Source organism: Clostridia bacterium (assembly GCA_017410375.1).
GTDB lineage: Bacteria > Bacillota > Clostridia > RGIG6154 > RGIG6154 > RGIG6154.
On the sequence record JAFQQW010000051.1, the window covers coordinates 54,520 to 71,041 of the forward strand.

General features: G+C 39.6%; 11 protein-coding genes. 2 read left to right on the forward strand and 9 right to left on the reverse strand.

Annotation, left to right across the window (positions count from 1 at the left end; genetic code table 11):
* Positions 1–204: 204 nt before the first annotated feature.
* Genes IJE10_07395 through IJE10_07405 form a run of 3 tightly spaced genes read right to left on the reverse strand, consistent with a single transcriptional unit; the run spans position 205 to position 3,915 of the window.
* Positions 205–2,118 carry a DUF4838 domain-containing protein gene (locus IJE10_07395; GenBank protein ID MBQ2967923.1) on the reverse strand — a complete coding sequence of 638 codons (1,914 nt, stop codon included), beginning with the start codon at positions 2,116–2,118 and terminating at the stop codon, positions 205–207.
* Between the two features lie 16 nt (positions 2,119–2,134).
* On the reverse strand, positions 2,135–2,440 hold the full coding sequence (locus IJE10_07400; GenBank protein MBQ2967924.1) for a hypothetical protein: 306 nt from the start codon (positions 2,438–2,440) through the stop codon (positions 2,135–2,137).
* Between the two features lie 8 nt (positions 2,441–2,448).
* Positions 2,449–3,915: a hypothetical protein gene (locus IJE10_07405; GenBank protein ID MBQ2967925.1), complete on the reverse strand. Its 1,467-nt coding sequence runs from the start codon at positions 3,913–3,915 to the stop codon at positions 2,449–2,451.
* A gap of 200 nt (positions 3,916–4,115) precedes the next feature.
* Between IJE10_07405 and IJE10_07410 the strand changes: the two genes are divergently transcribed.
* Positions 4,116–4,946, forward strand: coding sequence for a helix-turn-helix transcriptional regulator (locus IJE10_07410; GenBank protein ID MBQ2967926.1), 831 nt, complete (start codon positions 4,116–4,118; stop codon positions 4,944–4,946).
* Between the two features lie 430 nt (positions 4,947–5,376).
* On the opposite strand, the gene IJE10_07415 is transcribed toward IJE10_07410, so the two are convergent.
* The 3 genes from IJE10_07415 to IJE10_07425 all read right to left on the reverse strand — a co-directional run bounded on the left by IJE10_07415 (position 5,377) and on the right by IJE10_07425 (position 9,114).
* Positions 5,377–6,354, reverse strand: a complete 978-nt coding sequence (locus IJE10_07415; protein ID MBQ2967927.1) for a hypothetical protein — start codon at positions 6,352–6,354, stop codon at positions 5,377–5,379.
* Positions 6,355–6,507: 153 nt separating this feature from the next.
* Positions 6,508–7,449 carry a mannonate dehydratase gene (locus tag IJE10_07420; GenBank protein MBQ2967928.1) on the reverse strand — a complete coding sequence of 314 codons (942 nt, stop codon included), beginning with the start codon at positions 7,447–7,449 and terminating at the stop codon, positions 6,508–6,510.
* A gap of 12 nt (positions 7,450–7,461) precedes the next feature.
* The gene (locus IJE10_07425) at positions 7,462–9,114 is read right to left on the reverse strand and encodes a cellulase family glycosylhydrolase (protein MBQ2967929.1); all 1,653 of its coding nucleotides are present in this window, start codon (positions 9,112–9,114) and stop codon (positions 7,462–7,464) included.
* A 126-nt stretch (positions 9,115–9,240) separates the two neighbouring features.
* Here IJE10_07425 and IJE10_07430 point away from each other — a divergent pair, with 126 nt between their 5' ends.
* Positions 9,241–10,008 carry a helix-turn-helix domain-containing protein gene (locus IJE10_07430; GenBank protein ID MBQ2967930.1) on the forward strand — a complete coding sequence of 256 codons (768 nt, stop codon included), beginning with the start codon at positions 9,241–9,243 and terminating at the stop codon, positions 10,006–10,008.
* Between the two features lie 511 nt (positions 10,009–10,519).
* Here IJE10_07430 and IJE10_07435 read toward each other — a convergent pair.
* From IJE10_07435 to IJE10_07445, 3 genes are read right to left on the reverse strand one after another with little or no spacing between them, the layout of a single operon-like run.
* Complete coding sequence (locus IJE10_07435) at positions 10,520–12,478, reverse strand: hypothetical protein (GenBank protein ID MBQ2967931.1); 1,959 nt, start codon at positions 12,476–12,478, stop codon at positions 10,520–10,522.
* 12 nt (positions 12,479–12,490) lie between these two features.
* Complete coding sequence (locus IJE10_07440; protein ID MBQ2967932.1) at positions 12,491–13,924, reverse strand: hypothetical protein; 1,434 nt, start codon at positions 13,922–13,924, stop codon at positions 12,491–12,493.
* A gap of 13 nt (positions 13,925–13,937) precedes the next feature.
* Entirely contained in the window at positions 13,938–16,511 is a 2,574-nt protein-coding gene (locus IJE10_07445) for an S-layer homology domain-containing protein (GenBank protein MBQ2967933.1), read from the reverse strand.
* Positions 16,512–16,522 lie beyond the last annotated feature (11 nt).

The window sequence follows — 16,522 nt, forward strand, 5'->3', positions numbered from 1 at the left end:
GGATGGCGGTGTTTTTGTGTGTAAAATTATAACGAAAAGCCCGAAAAAGGCTTAAATAAAGGCAAAAATAAAAGGACAACAATTCTATCAAAACTGTTGTCCTTATGTGGATAAAGACCACAACTTTAATAGAAAGTTTCATCTTTGAACCACAAGGTTTCATTTTAAAGTCAATGATAAATTTCAATATGAAAATTAAAGAAATTACAGATGGCGGTTTAAATACATTTCGAGTGTATTTCTACAGTAACTTGTTTCAGCGCAAACCATATCAATTATTTTTTCCGACTGTTTGACATAAGCACGAAACTTTTCTTTCAAAGCAGGAACTTTTTCCTTTTCACCGCTGTATGCGGCAATGTATGCATCTGCAAGAATATCGGTAAGCATTGCATGGACAGCTAAATATTGCCATTCCTTTGACAAGTCCCGGTACCGTTTAATATATTTTTCGGAAAAATCCTTTATAACAGCTTTAACTTTTTTGCAACGTCCTACATATTCTTCTTTCTCAAAAAGATGAACCTGACCGCGAATAAAATTCGGACAGAAAAGCGCAGAAATTTCCGCAAGATATTGCGAAACCGCATCTGCATTATCCTGAAAAGCGGCTGTAAAATATTCATTCTTGACATCTTCAAAGCTTTTGCTCTTATTCCACAAAGCCGATGCCATACAATATTGGGGCAAGCCTGTCGGAAAAGCAGAACGAAGCAGTTGACAACTTACCATACCGTCAAGATTCAATTTTTCCAATGCAACCATATCTCTGTGCATAAGTTCTGCCACGTTATAGTATCCCGGATCTGCGTGGTGGTCCCACATCAGATGATAATCAAAATCAAAAGCTTCGCCATTGTAGTGCTTTTGCCACTCTTTCAAATACGAAATGTTTATAGCGGTGCCGCATCTGTTAAACTCTTTGTTGCGTATATAAGGCGGAATTTTCGGCAAATTATCCAAATCAATTTCATCATAAAATTCAGAATACCAACGATTAATCGGTGCAAACATAAGCGTAAATCTGTCGGGATTTTTAAATTTTTCCTTTTCAGGTGCAAACAACAAATCCACATATATCAGAAAAACAATTTTGGTATCAATGCCTGCTAAGCTCAGCTTTTCATCCAGCATATTGAGCATATCCACATAATAGTCAGAGGGTCTTTTTTCAGCACATTTCTCACACTCACACTGATTAAGCGCCTCGTCTGCCAGCCAGAAATGCAAATAATCTACCGCTGGATGATTTTTACAGTACTCTACCACAGCATCCGTCATTTTATTTTGCACATATGGGTTGGAATAGCAAAGATTTGTGTTTTTCGGCACTCCGCCGAAAAATTCTCTTTTTCCATTTCTCAACGCAAGAATGTTTTTAACACTTTCATCTATCTCGCCCTCAAATTTCTCCCAGCCTGAATCATCAATGCCGAAAGGTGCACAATTCCATCCGTGTCCTACCGCATGATAAACAAGACCTCTTGTTTCTATTTCGCACAAAAGCGAGTCAATCATCGCATCAATGTCCCGGTTTGGAATTTCATTGCCGAAGTCACGGTCTTTGCTATCTTTATAAAACTTTTCATAATACTTTCGGAAGAAAATGCCGGGAGTGGAAAACTGTGTGAAGAAAGCACTCATTCCCACTTTAGGAAGCCAGTCAATGGTATTAAAAACATGCTCATACCCAACCGCTCCTTCAATACAAATACCTCTGTGATTATAGCTTGGTGTTTCTTGTACGTCTGCTGAAACATCTGCATAATCAAGTGTCCGTTTTGGAATTTTTTCACCGTCTGTGCCGGGATAAAGATATCTGCATCCCATCTCGTACATAAACCGATATGCCGCAATAAGAACACTTCGTTCATTTGCACCGGTTATTATACCTGCACCATTTTTGACTCTGATAAAAATGCCGTCTTTCTTTTGGTCATATTTCATAGAGCCGTCAAGCCCTACCCAAAGTGCATTTTTAACCGATTCATTCTTTTCGGGATATTTTCTGACATCCAAAACAAGCGAGTTGTCCATTGTTTTAATCAGACGCATAATTTCTTTTACGGCAAATCTTATCGTTTGGTTATCCCCGATTTGTGCCAATATCAATCGCATATCTATTCCTCCACTATTAAGACTTAAATATATATAATGCCGTTTCGTAAGCTTTTAATTGTAACGAAACCTCTCTTCCCGTTCCGCTTTCTGAAGTGCCTGCTTTTTTCCAGGCTTTTTCTTCGCCGAAATCCAAAGTTCCCGAAAACCCTTTATCATTTGCAATCACGGCAAGAAAACGGTTGTCGCCATATAAGATGTACTCTGCATCACAGTAAATATGACACCCTGCTTCTGCTGCAATTTCTTTCAAATCGGCAACAGAAAGAAACGGAATGGTATTCATAATAATTGTTCTGTCTTTTTCTTTTCTTTGTGCCAATGTCCCCTTTACAAACTTTTGGTAGATACAAGATACATCATATTCCGAAGGTCATTTATAAGCCAAATCCATCTGCCTTTTACCTCCTTGGGAGTGTGGCTTAACGAGCGCAGAATTTCATCTGCCTGATTAAAATATTCCTCCAACAATGCCATTTTTCGGCTTTCATCATAAGTAAGTGCCTTTTCTCTGAAATTCGGGTCATCTGTCAGTTTTTCAAGCGGCTGACGGGAAAGGGGCATAGCCTTCACCCGTTCACCCAACATAAGCATACGACCCTTGATATACAAATTTCGCCAGCACAAAGCCATTCCCGTACCACCATACAACGGATCAAGGGTTCCGGCATAAAATTTGTCTATGGACAAATTAAGATTTACTTTTCCCAATCCGCAAGCCTCTTCAAATGCCAGATAATTTGCTTCGTTGGGCGGTGCAAGAAAAGATTCTTCCCCGAATATGCTTACACCGTTTACATTGTGTTTTCTTGCTTCTGTAACCAACTGCCATATAAGCTCCACACCCCAATCGGCAGACCCGAGTATAGAATACTGACTGCCTGCGTGTACACGCAAAATGTTATCGGCTTTTGGGGTATAAATATTCTCCGTCCAACAATCTGTTGCATAATCGCCGATTGCTCTGTCGCCTGCCCACTGCAAAATGGCATCATCCGGCAAGGCAGACAACAGTTTTCGATCTTCATCGGGCATCGATTGCCAGTTGCCGTCAACATATCCACCTTTAGGATAAGCAAATCCCGAATAGGTTTCGCAAATCACCCACGCATCCGCCTTTTTCTTTTTGGATACATCAACTGCAACACGATAAGTATTTATCATATCCTCTACAGAATAATCCCGTTTTACATTTCTGTTTTTTCTGCGCTCTTCACAAAGCGGACAATGACAAACGCTGTAGTCACCCACTTCTACCTGAATACCGTCAACATCAATCTCATCATAGAGCCACCCCAATGCCTCTTTAAACCATTCTAAATTTTCAGGTCTTGAAGGACACGCGAGAATGTTCATAGGCCCGAAAGGATAAGGATTTCCATTTTCATCCACAGATTTATATTCCGGATGTTCCGTCAGCCATGTATTTAAAGAATATGGATGCGAACCAAATTTTCTGTCAATTCCGAGTGAAGCTTCTTCGGAAGGATCATAAAAAACACCTCCATAACTGAACGCACTTACCCCCGGCATAATTCTGACATTCTTTTTTCTGCCGTATTTTACAAGCTCCTTTAATTGGTTCAAACCGTCATTATGTGCGCGGAGTGCACCCCAGATCACAATTCCGTTGAAATGATGCGCACTTGCATAGTCCACCATTCGTTTGTAATCGCTTAAAAACGCCTCTCTTCTGAAATTTTTACCTGAGCAACCCATAATCTTGCTTTCAACAGATATATCCCAGTTCGAGCCTAAGTCCCATGTCCAAAGCACACGATATTTTGGTGTATTCACATTCATTCCTCCTACAACAACACTTTTACGAGCAGCATTTTTATTTTATTATATTTACATTTCCATCTTAGTTCCTTGATAATTTTGATTTATTGTAGCACAATTTTGACTTTTCTTTTTCTGTTTCCGTTGACTTTTCTTTTTGGATATTATATAATAGCATCAACAAAGTATTCACCACTACATGACAGGAGTTAAACATGAATCCTTTAACGCAATACGAAAAAAGTAATTTCCAAAAACAAAATTCCCCAATCCTTTTTAGTATTTGGCAAGAAAGAGGTTATTTCAGTGCGCATTGGCATGAACACACCGAAATTCTTTTTTTTAAGACTAACGGCTATAAAGTCACTGTAAACGGAACTACCTACGAAACCCAAAAAGGCGATATGCTGCTCATTAACGGCTATGAGCCTCATTCCTCGGTACGCCTGGAGGATGAAACCATTTTTTACGTACTCCGAATCAATACTTCCTTTTTAGCTGATGCCTCCTTTCAGAATTATTCCTTTCCCACACGCATACAAGGTGATCACGTCATTCGGGACTATTTTGACAAGTTGTGCGAGGAAAGCACACTGCAAGAGCCCGGGTATGAACTGGAATTAAAAGGAATCACTTACAGGCTTTTGTGCCACTTACTCAGAAACTATAAATCAGGGCAATTATCCCCAGAAGAGATTTCCCTGAAACAAAATAAATTGCGGAAAATTAACAGCATTTTAGAGTACATCGCCGCCCACTATTCCAATCCGCTTACCACCGCCGATCTGGCAAAGCAGTTTCATTTGAATGAGCAGTATTTTTGCCGCTATTTTAAAAAGGAAACGGGTCAGTCGGTCACCGGCTACATCAATCAGTATCGCTCGGAAATAGCCGCATCATTTTTAAAGGAATCCGATTACAGCATTACCGAAATTGCACTATTGGTCGGTTTTACCGATTCCAACTATTTCGCCAGAATTTTCAAAAAATATACCGGAGTTTCCCCGAGAGAGTATAAAAAAACACTTGGCATTCATTTAATTTAAAATCGGTCATTTATTAATAGCGACAGCACATAAAAAGCATCTACCTACTCAAAAATTTGACGATTATATAAAAATTTCACGACTACCCCATAAGTTTCACGATTACTGCAAAGTTTTCACGAATATTATAAAATTTCACGATTTGTTTATAAAAAATAACCGCTACCCGGAATTTTACGCTCGGATAGCGGTGTTTTTGTATGTAAAATTATAATGAGAAGCCAGAAAAAGGCTTAAATAAAGGCAAAAATAAAAGGACAACATCTCACAAAATTGTTGTCCTTATGTGGGGCACGGTGACTCTGCGTTTCGCATTTCTTCGGGCGACCTCGTCGCCGGCGAAGAAATTTGTTCACTCGAGACACGACAGTCCATCAGTTTGGTATTTTTCAAAAATGTTATCAGCAACATATATGCTACATAACGCATCCTATCTAGTGCGTGAGCGATCGGCACTACTCCATTCATTATAAATCTTCTCTGCAGGGCGCCCCTTTATCGGCCACCGACGGTCACCGAAGGGACGGTCGACCTGCTCGTCCCACTTCCACCAATAAAGACCGTACCACCAAGGCTCGCTTTCAAACATTTCAATAAACATTGCAAGATAATCGGCCTGCTCTTCGGGCGGAAGATTGCTTCCAAATTCTCCGAAGAGAATGGGCTTTTCATATATTTCGGCAACTCTTCTGAAACGGTGGAGCTGCGGAAGGAAATCTTCCTTTCTTTCCTCTTTTGTGAGACCGAGAATAGCGGCAGAATGATAGCAAGAAAGGGAAAGAAAATCCAAATCGTAAAACCAATGGTTTTTATCGTTTAAAACTTTTTCATAATCTATTATTCCCGTATGGGTAGTGTGGCAGGAGGTAACGGGTCCGCTGTAAACGGCACGCACCTTTTCTATCAGATTTTTCCAATAGTCGTTATAGTCAACAAGACGGTCAAGCTCACTGTCAATACAGTATATCTCGGCACCAGTTTTTTCTGCAATTTTTGCATAATAAACGGCGCGCTCGGTCATAGACGTAAACCAATCGGAAAGCTCGGTACGGATAAGACCGGGTATACGTTTTCCCGTGTGATCCGCTTTCGGGAACCATATACCAAGTCTACCGGAGCCGTCAAGAGTTTCTAACATAGGACGTAGCTGAACCTTAAGTCCTAAACTATGCAAGTAGTCTATCATTTCCATAACTTCCAAATCTGAGGGTGTCATAACAAAATCCTTAAACTGCTTTACCGAATAGGTATGTTCCTGATATACAGTCACAACAAGCACCACCCAATCGGCACCCGATTCCTTTATGGCTCTCGCTTCAGCCTTAGCTTCCTCGGTAGAAAACCAACCATTTTTTGCACGAAATCCGAAAGTAACCCCAAGATGCCAGTTGCTAAATATATTATTCATTTCACTTCTCCTTTGTTTTTTTATTTCATTATAGCTTCAATATAAATTTTATCATACATATCAATTACCGGAACATCATATTCTTCCAGGATGTGATTTCAAAGGTGTACACGCCACCCTCGGGGATGCAGGAAGAAATATAAACAAATGTATTCACGCTTCAAGTCCCTCCAGTAAGCCTTTTAAATAGCCAATGGCATACAATCTGCCCAACGCTGTATAGCCGTCTCCGTCTGTTTCGCCTGCCATAGCAGGAACATGATCTACACGGATGGGGACATTTATACCAAGACTTTGATAGAGTTTTAAAATTTTACCCATTTCAATTTCTCCGTTATCGTGGAATGTTTCACGAAAGCAGGTTTTGTTCCCTGTGGTATTTCTGAAATGGATAAAGAAAATTTTGTCACGAAGTTTTGGAATGATGTCATATAAATCTTCGCCCATCATCAGGTAGGTTGCCTGACACATGGTAACACCAAGGTTTTTACTATCAACTATGTTGATAGCTTTTTTTATATTTTCATAATTTATCATTATTCGTTCAACCGTTCCTAACTTTTCCAATGGCGGATCATCAGGATGTAAGGCAAGCTTTATATTGAATTTTTCAGCATATGGAATTGCAGCTTTTATAAAGTATTCATAGTTATTCCATAATTCTGTTGCAGTTATTTTTTTGTCAACTTCTTTAAAGTCACTCAAATCAAATCCGGTAACCAAAGCACCACCGCGTTCTTCGATGCTATCCGACGTCCTCAGCCATCCAATATGTGCCATCCAGTTAAAGCAAATGGTGCGAATGTCGAGCTTGTCCATATACTCAAACATTTTAATTACTTTTTCAATGCATGCATCACGATATTCATCGCCAATTTTGATGTGGTCATGTAATTCATTGGGCATTGGCTCTATAACAATTGGTTTTATCCCAAAATCGACAAAATCCTTATATACCTTTTCCCAATGCGAAAAATCTGAAATATCAAATTCTGTGTCCTCAGGCAAGCGGATAACACCGTGTTCTACGCCGCACTGTTTTGCATAGTCCCATGTCATATCGTGACTGCTCTTAAAGTAATCTGTTAAAATCATAATTAAACCTCATTACATAATCTTAAAAATTGTTCCGTATAATAAATTTTCAAATTTTACTTTTTCGTCACCAACACTTATTTTTGTGCTGTCATCTTCCCAAATCTTAAATTCTTTTATGCTTGTGCCATTAAAAGAGATTTCTTTTTCTTTTATTACAGTTGTACTCTTAAAGTCCCTTAACACTTTTTGCCAGCAATCCGACTTGTTTCTGATAAATCCAAGACTTACAGTCTTACCTTTTAAAATAAATATATATGCTTCATCATCAGAAAAATCTATACTTTCAAACTCTTCATTCTGAAAATCAATTTCCGAAACCATATCTGCAAGGGGTTTGAAATATTTATATAAATTTTTCGATTCCACATATCTTTGGTCCCAATGCCATATATGTCCGCATGACGCACTCCCCAAAAAAACCGGGGTATAAACACAATCCACAAATATAATTCCTCTGTCATCACATGAGTAATATTTAAACTCGCCACTATGATTGTTATTGACAGCACCCGTTTCTGCCACTATAAATGGCATGGTGTCATCTTTAATCATCTTCATTCCTTCTTGTATTACTTCAACGGGATGTCTTGTAGTATCAATATATTTTCCACCCTGGTCAAGATATCGATGCATCTGCTTAAAATCACATTTCCCCCACGGGAACTCATTATACACATCAAGAGTTTCCTCACAGTCTAAACTTCCGTTTGAATTTACAACTAAGTGGTCAGGAAAAAGCTTCTTAACCTTCGGAAGCATTTCTTCATTCCATTTTATAATATTTCCACTTTCTTCTCCCATGGCATTCATCTCATTCCAAAGCTCAATCGCAAAAATTACGGTATCTCCCGCATATCTTTTTGCATATTCCTCCACTTTTTTAAGCCATTCTTTTTTCCACTTATCTTCTGTGAGCCATTCTTTTGCAGAAGAGCATTTTTCACCATTTAAATAGAAATTTTTATTAAACATTTCGAAAATATAACTATTTTCTGATTTGTCGTAGTAAAACCATCTGAACTGCTCCAATGTGATTTTCAATTTAATCCGGTATTTTTTTGCCATCTCTACAATCATGTCAAGCTTGGCAAACTGTTCCCACTTATACTCATCGGCATTTTGGGTATCAGGTGAAAAATATGGATGTCCTACCCATATTCTTACAAGATTAACACCGTTTTCCGCACATTTTTTAAACCAACGCTCGTATTGTCGTAATCCCATATAATTAAACTTACCACTAAGACCAAACTCTTTCCCATTTGACACTCCGCAAGCCCTTGGAAATGCCAGGTTTACACCAATAGGATAAAAATCTTTTCCGGATGAATAGGAAAAATATCGTCTGTCCTTCTTGCTGACTTCGATATACCCATCATCAATATTCTCTTCTGCAACAAATTCTTCATTTTTGCTCTCTCCGGATTCAAAAGTTATCTGCAAAATATATTTGCCTTTACTTTTTAGCGTAAATCTTATTTTATGACAAATGTCTCCCTCCGGATAAAGATGTTCAATTCCCTCGTTATCATATTCAATTCGCACAGGTTGATATTCATACGAAAAAAGTTCTATCACTTTTTTATTTTCATCAACAAGATAAATACTTTTAGGTTTTTCTTTCAATTCCCTTTCGATTCTTTCATAGCATTTAATTTTCATATTCATACCTTCTTTTCTTTTTTTTCAGTGTAACATCAAAAAAAATCCATGTCAAGAAATTTCATATTATGAAATATTGAACTTTGAAACAATTTGTGATATAATTGGTGTCAGGAGAGTGATAGCATGATAGGTTCTGTACAAAAAGCAGTAAAGATTCTCAATACAATTTCCGAAGAGAAAAACAGACCGGTTTCTCTTTTGCATATAAACAAGATTACGGGAATCAACAAATCAACCTGCTCACACATAATATCCACACTTGAATCAGAAGGCTTTGTTAAAAAGATTTCTCACTCAAAGGGTTATGTACTTGGCCCTGCAGCATATTGTCTTTCGAGACATGGAAGGTATGAAAATGAATTTGTATCCACATGCCACCCATTGATAAACTGGCTCCATAAAAAAACAGGATATTCTGTAATTCTTGCTGTAATTGAAGGAGGTCAGAAATATACAATAGATTATATTGAGACCGAAAAAATACTTCCAGAATCTTCAGAGATTATGCCCGACGACATATATCGCACCGCAACAGGCAGAATTATAATGGCAAATATGAATAAGGATGATATAAAAAGAGTTTTTGAAAAAAACGGAATTCCGCCTGAAGGACACTGGGATGAAGTTACATCCTTTGATACATTGAATGCTGAACTTTCGGAGATTGATAAAAACGGTATCGTACAGACACACAATGCAAGAAATGATGGCAAAATTACACTTGGTTATGCTGCCGCCGTTTTCAGATATACCAAATGCGTAGGTGCAATCGGCATTGCTGTTTTATGCACAAGAGAAGAGTATGATCATTTTGAGGAAAAAGAAAAGCTTATAAAGCAGAATATTATAAAAGCAAGAACAGAAATAGGCAGACGCCTTAAATATTCATAGGCGAAGATGGTGTAAAATAAATTCAAAGCCATTTTAAAATTACTCCCTTTGCATCTTTTTTACCTTTACAATCAATATTGTGTCCACAACCCGGAATTCAAACTTTTAGTATGTCCATAGATTAGGATTCACACTTTTAAAGTGTCCATTTTATAGGGTACATTTTATCACGTTTATTCAAAAATTTAACGATTACCCCACAAGTTTCACGATTACTATAAAAGTTTCACGATTACTGTTAAAATTTCACGATTTGTTTATAAAAAAATAACCGCTACCCGAAAATTTGATCTCGGATAGCGGTGTTTTTATATGTGAAAATATAACGAAAAACCTAGGAATGGCTTAAATAAAGGCAAAAATAAAAGGACAACATCTCACAAAATTGTTGTCCTTATGTGTGTTGAAGGTATGCGTTTAATAGAATTTTCCCCAGGGGGGTGCAAGCCTATAAAGTTGTCATTTCAACTTCATTCTAACGCGAAACACTTGGCATGAAAGTTGAAAAATTTTATTTTACAGAATAATTATCAACTTCAAATTCGTTAAGTATGTTGCGATGCCATGTGTATCCATACAAACCGGTTTTGCCTGACGAAAAAGTGTTGTCTGTTGCGGTAAGCAAAGCTTTGCCGTTTACACCGCACTGTAGCTGACCACCTTGCATATCCAAAAACAATTCATACGCCATTCCGGTTTGAATGGCAGTTTCCTTGCTCGCAAGCAAGGTCATTTTTTTATTCTGCACTTTATAAAGCTCCAAGTTTCCGTTTTTGTTGTTTAAGCGAGCAAGATAATAGTTATCTTCATCCTTTGCCCTGCCGACAACGCCTGCTGTCTGTCCATCAGATAAAAGTTTGATTGTCGCCGTTACACGGCAGTTGTCATAAACATTTTTATGCAGAGCCAAAGCCGAGCCACCAACCCCTGTTTGCTTAAACGCACCATCTGCAATATGCCAGTTACCCTGCCGTATTTGCCAATCTGTACAGAAACGCAATCCGTCTGTAAAATCGTCTGTTACACCAACTTGCTTTGCAGGTGTTACCGTAACATTTTTGGAAAAGTCATTGCTAAGTACCTGTTCCAAAGAAGCAATGGACTCGCCTGAAATTTTCAAGCCATCTAACGTTATGTTTTCGGTAAGATGCTTTGCATCATATCCTAAGACCACAACACCCCTGCCGTTTTCTGCCACAAGATTTTTTACGGTAACACCGTCAATATGACCGCGATAATCTTCTTTTTCCACAGGGTCGGTAAGCTCTACATCGTTGCTGTAGTTTTCTTTTACAATCTGCATATGCAATACAGCCCAGCCCGGTTCATTTTCCACAAACACATTTTCAATGTGCACATTCTTAAGGGTTACCCAGTCTTGAATATCCAGCATCACAGCATTGCAGGAGGAATTTAAAATATATGTATTGGTAATCTTTATGTTTTCCCATAATTCTGTTTCCATAGACGAGCCGAAACGAATACCGTTGCCGCCTTCTGAGGAGTTATAAATGGTATTGTTATGCGCCACAACATTTCTTGTCGGTTCTTCTAATGTTTCCACCGCACGGACTGTATGCCAGCCAAAGCCATCATCACCCGACATAATAAAATTGTCGTGAATATGGAAATCTTCAATGGTATCTACATCCAGTCCGTCATTTTGCACGCGCATTGCCATGGTATTCATGTTTGAAATTTCAAAGTTCTTACACTTCAAATATAATGCCTGCCATTTATGTGCGTTTCTGACACTTATACCCTCTATTTTGCCGTTGGTGCACCCTTGGAAATACAAACCTTTTGTGCGGTTGTTGGTTTTCCACACACCTTCGTTTATTTCAGGATTGTCCACACCCGGATAAGGAGATGTGGTATATTTCTCCGCTTCAAGAACACCGCGTCCCAAAACCTTTATATTTTCCACATTAACACCCTGAATTCTTCCGTGCACAACCGCACCTGAAGCGATGTATACCGTCTGATTACTTTTAAGATTTATAACACCCGCCTCATGCACACCCGGTCCAAAATAAATCACATTCGGGTCATTTTTATCCGGAATTTCCGTTTCCGGTGGTGTAATCAGCAAAATCAAAGCAGGACTGTCGGGCATTTCCATCATAAGGTACATAGGCTCATTCAGTTTGAAAGAAACCGTGTTTTCCTGCACTGTTGCTTCAACGTCCCTTGCTGTAGGAGAAATTTTATACTTTTCAAGTCCTTTGCGTGCAGTAACGCTTACTTCGTACGCCCCCTCTGCAGAAAATGTGGCTACATCCCAGGAGTATCCATCCACCTTTTCGGCACGGACGGGCACTTTTATGCCATTTACCGTAACCGCATACACATCACTTTCAGGAAACAGAATATTCCCTTCGTGCGGGATTATTCTATCCTCTGCAGAAGCTGTAAATGTAAACAGCATCAGCATAAGCAGAAAAGATATTGTAAATATTATTTTCTTCATATTTCCACCTCCTTACTGAATGACAACCGCATTGCTTAGCGGATACGGTGCACCGATGTTCTCAAAAGCAGTAATCTCAATTGTATCACCTGTTTGCTTTACAAATCCATTAAGCGGAATATCAATCGCTTGTGCTACATCCTTCTGAAGCGTAACCAAATCACTCTGCCAAGCTTCTATCATGGTACCCTCGCTGTTATACCGGGTAACCAAAAGCTTTACCGTTTTATTTTCTGCGTCCAAAATCTTTGCCTTAACTGTCGCATCCTGCAAAACGCCTGTTAGCTTCAGCTTGTGACAGTATGCAGTAAACACGGTTGATTTATCCGTAAAAGTTTTACCGTCTGTGCTTGTGAACCGATTAAATGCCACCGAATATGTCTTTCCTGCTTTAAAGCCGCTTTCCGGTTTTACAAAAAGGACACCGTTTTTTTCAGAAACTTCAAATTGAATTTTCTTACCGTCTTCCAAAACATCGATAAAATCTTCTGTTACACCACTTGCATTTTGAAAACAGAACGCTTCGGTATTTTCTGAAAGATCTTTCAACTTTCCGTTTTGTGTACCATCCTTTTCATTAAGGAACGCAAATGTAGGAACAATTGCTTCTTTCACATGTTTGGCAAACAAAACATCATCATACACAACCATGCTTTCAGGTGCATCGGCTGACGGTGTATAGGCAAGTCTGAAACGGTAAGTACCTTCTGTTGCGTGAAAATGAATTACATTTGCAGGCTTTGCACCGGATAAAACCTTTTGTCCGTTCAACGTAAAATCAAAAGTTCCTTTCTCAACATCAAAATCAAGCACCACATGTTGCCAGCTGTTATCGGTAAAAGTTAAAGGTGTTCCGTCCGCCTTTAAAATCGGTTCATAGGTTGTAATACCCTTTTTACAAATCCCCACCGTACCGTCATACATAAAACCAATCAGACCGACTGCCGTAGTTGCACCCGGAACATCCTTGGTGTAAGTAGATACATCTGCTATAAGACCGCTTCCGGTTCCTGCTTTTCGAATAAAAACATTATATTCAAAACGGTATTTATCCGCACCGGTAATGTTTGCAACCGGTATGTTCCACACATCCAAAAGCGCACGTCCGGGCTTACTTTCGGCAGCTGTAAAGCGAATGCCGATATCTTGGCTTAACTGTCCTTCAGAAAGCGGAATTACATATGTTTTTTCGCCCAACTCGGATACATCTACGCCAACCATATTTGAACCGCTTGCCACCATACCCCAACCGGGCATTGATGTTATATCATTCTTTGTAAATGAGGCTTCCAGAAACTTCGGCTCTGTTCCGCTGAAATTCTCCGCCAGTATATTTTCGGCAGAACCTAAAATTGCCTCTAAAGCAATCGGAGCTTCCGATGCCTGCACCGTAAACCATGACATGCATAAACACAATACACATATAACACATAAAACTTTTTTCATCGGAATTCCCTCCTTACTCTACTGTATATGAAAACATCTGCGGTGTTCCGGTCAGTACACCATTTGAAGTTTCTACCCATTTACCGACCGTTACCATAACTTTATCTCCACTCTTTAATGCTTCGGAAACCTTAAAGCTTATTATGTCTGTCTGTATATCCGTTGCAGAAAGCGGTTTGTCGTTTACGGATGCAGTAATATATTTCAACGTTTCATTTTTTATGCTTTCATCAAATGCAATTTTAATTTCTTCATCACCGTTTTTCGGAATTTGTGGCAAAACAAACGGAGCATCTGTGTACCTTGCCAGGATAAAATCATCAATATAGGTTATAGAGCTTCCCTTGGTATCAGGGGTAAGAGACATACGCAAGCGGACTTTGTTAAGTCCCGGCTCCGCCTCGCCCGTACCGTCCCAGGGGAAGGTAGAATTGTTATATGGAATGTCTTTTGCAACGGCAACACCGTCAAGATATAAGGTATACACTTCTCTTTCAGCATCAAAATCCGCTGCTACATGTATCCATTTCTTTTGCGCATAGCTTCCGCAACGAATCGCTTCATTGCCCATTCCGTAATAGTACACACCGCCGTCACCGGTGAAGAAGAATAAACGCATTCTTCTTTCGCCGCGCATATGTACCCAGGAATAAAATTGAGAATCAAAAGTTTTGTAGTCTTTAGAGAGATTATCACTTTCTATATACAAATTCATTTCCAGGCGCATTTTTTTACTTGTTTCATAACCAAGCGGAAAAGGCTTCGTGTCAAAATGCCCTGCCGTAGTAGATTTTTCCGCCCGAATTGCAACCGCCATATCCTTTGCACCATCTTTAACCTGCTTTTCGGTAAAGGGAATTTCGTATAAATTTTTGCCAGCAGGCGCAGGCGAAACCGCAAGATATGTGGTCGTACCGCCCGGTACAAAATACCACCCTAAGTGCGAGAATTTATCTGCACCGTTGTTGTAAATCTCTTCGTTTTTTTGATTAAAATTGTTTTTATAAGTCACAAACGGATCGGTTGCAGCAATAGGCTGATAGCCTGTATGCTTTCTTACTGTGTAACCGCACTTTTGCATCAGGTTGTAAATCATGCATGCCGCCTCAGCTCGGGTTGCGGTACTGTGCGGTGCAAAGCTTCCGTCAGACATTCCGTTAATAACACCGCCTGCAGTCAAAGCATCCACTGCATCCTTTGCATAATCCGAAATTGTATTGCCGTCCGTAAAGATTTTGGGTGTTCCGTTTGTCTGATAACCAAGGAGCTGACCGGCACGGTAAATCATAGTCGCCATCTGCTCACGGGTGATTGGCTGTCCGACACCAAACGCCGTTTTGGAAACCCCGTTTACAATTCCGCTGTCCTTTGCCATCGCAACATACGGAGCATACCATTCATTGCTTTTAACATCTGAAAAACCGGAGTCGGTCATCTGCTCACCATCCCCCAGCATTGCCATAATCATTTTTGCAAACTGTTCTCTGGTCACCTGACCGTTCGGCTGAAAAACGCCGTCATTCACACCGTTTACAATACCCGCCTCATATAAAGCATTCACACTTGCAGATGCCCAGTCCGTCTCGGTAAAAACATCTTCAAAAATGATTTTTTTATCCGAATTTTTATGGATTTCCCGCTCAAATGCAACTAAAAAACTTTCTGAATTAAAGGTTTTGCCCGCCAGTGCCATGCCGATTGCTTCGGGTGTTTTTGTATACGCATCCATATTAAGCGAAAGCAAAGGTGCCATCACTTTTATAGCTCTGTCCACATCAAACCAGCCTTTTGCATTTGCGATTACAGAGAGACAAATCTCTATATCAAAAGCCTGATGAGCGGTCTCACCGTTTTCAAAATTCCTTCCGTTTAACAAAAGTCCGATTTGCTTTAGGTCAATCTGCTCCGAAAATTCCTTGTACGCCTCACTTTCCGAAAGCCCTGTATTTTCACCGTAAATGCCGGTTACCAGGTCGGCAAAATCCCCGGGATAAAACGCAATTGCCACCGCAACGGAAGCACTCTGAAAAACATCCCGTGCTTCATAAAGGTTATTCACCGTTTTTCCACCCAATGCCGTAAATTTTTCAATCACCACATTTTTAGAAGCATCAGGCAGAGTGCTATACAACACAAAATCGAAATTCCATTCTGTGCCGTGCTTTTCAATGATTCTTCGTGTATCTTCCGGCGAAACGGTCTCTTTCAACACGGCAAAATCACCGGTTAAATCGGATGTGCTTTTATACTCCGCAGAAATTGTCTGTTTCTGCCCACTCTCGTAAAAGAACTGCACCGGATAAGTGCCGGTTTCCATGGAATCATGTGCAGTAAATGCAACAGAAAACACACCGTTTTCATCAGCTATAACCTGCTTTTGGAATACAATATCCGATAAATCAGACGCCTCGCTTATACCGGGCTTTAGCATCTGCACCGTAACATTTTGTCCGCCACATGGTGCTATGCCTGAAATTTCTATTCTGTTTCCACCGTTCTTAACAAGCACATCCACCTTTTCGTCTGCCGCAAAAACGGGCTGTGCCAGCATCAAAAATACAAGCAATAACGAAATTACTTTTTTCATACACACGCATC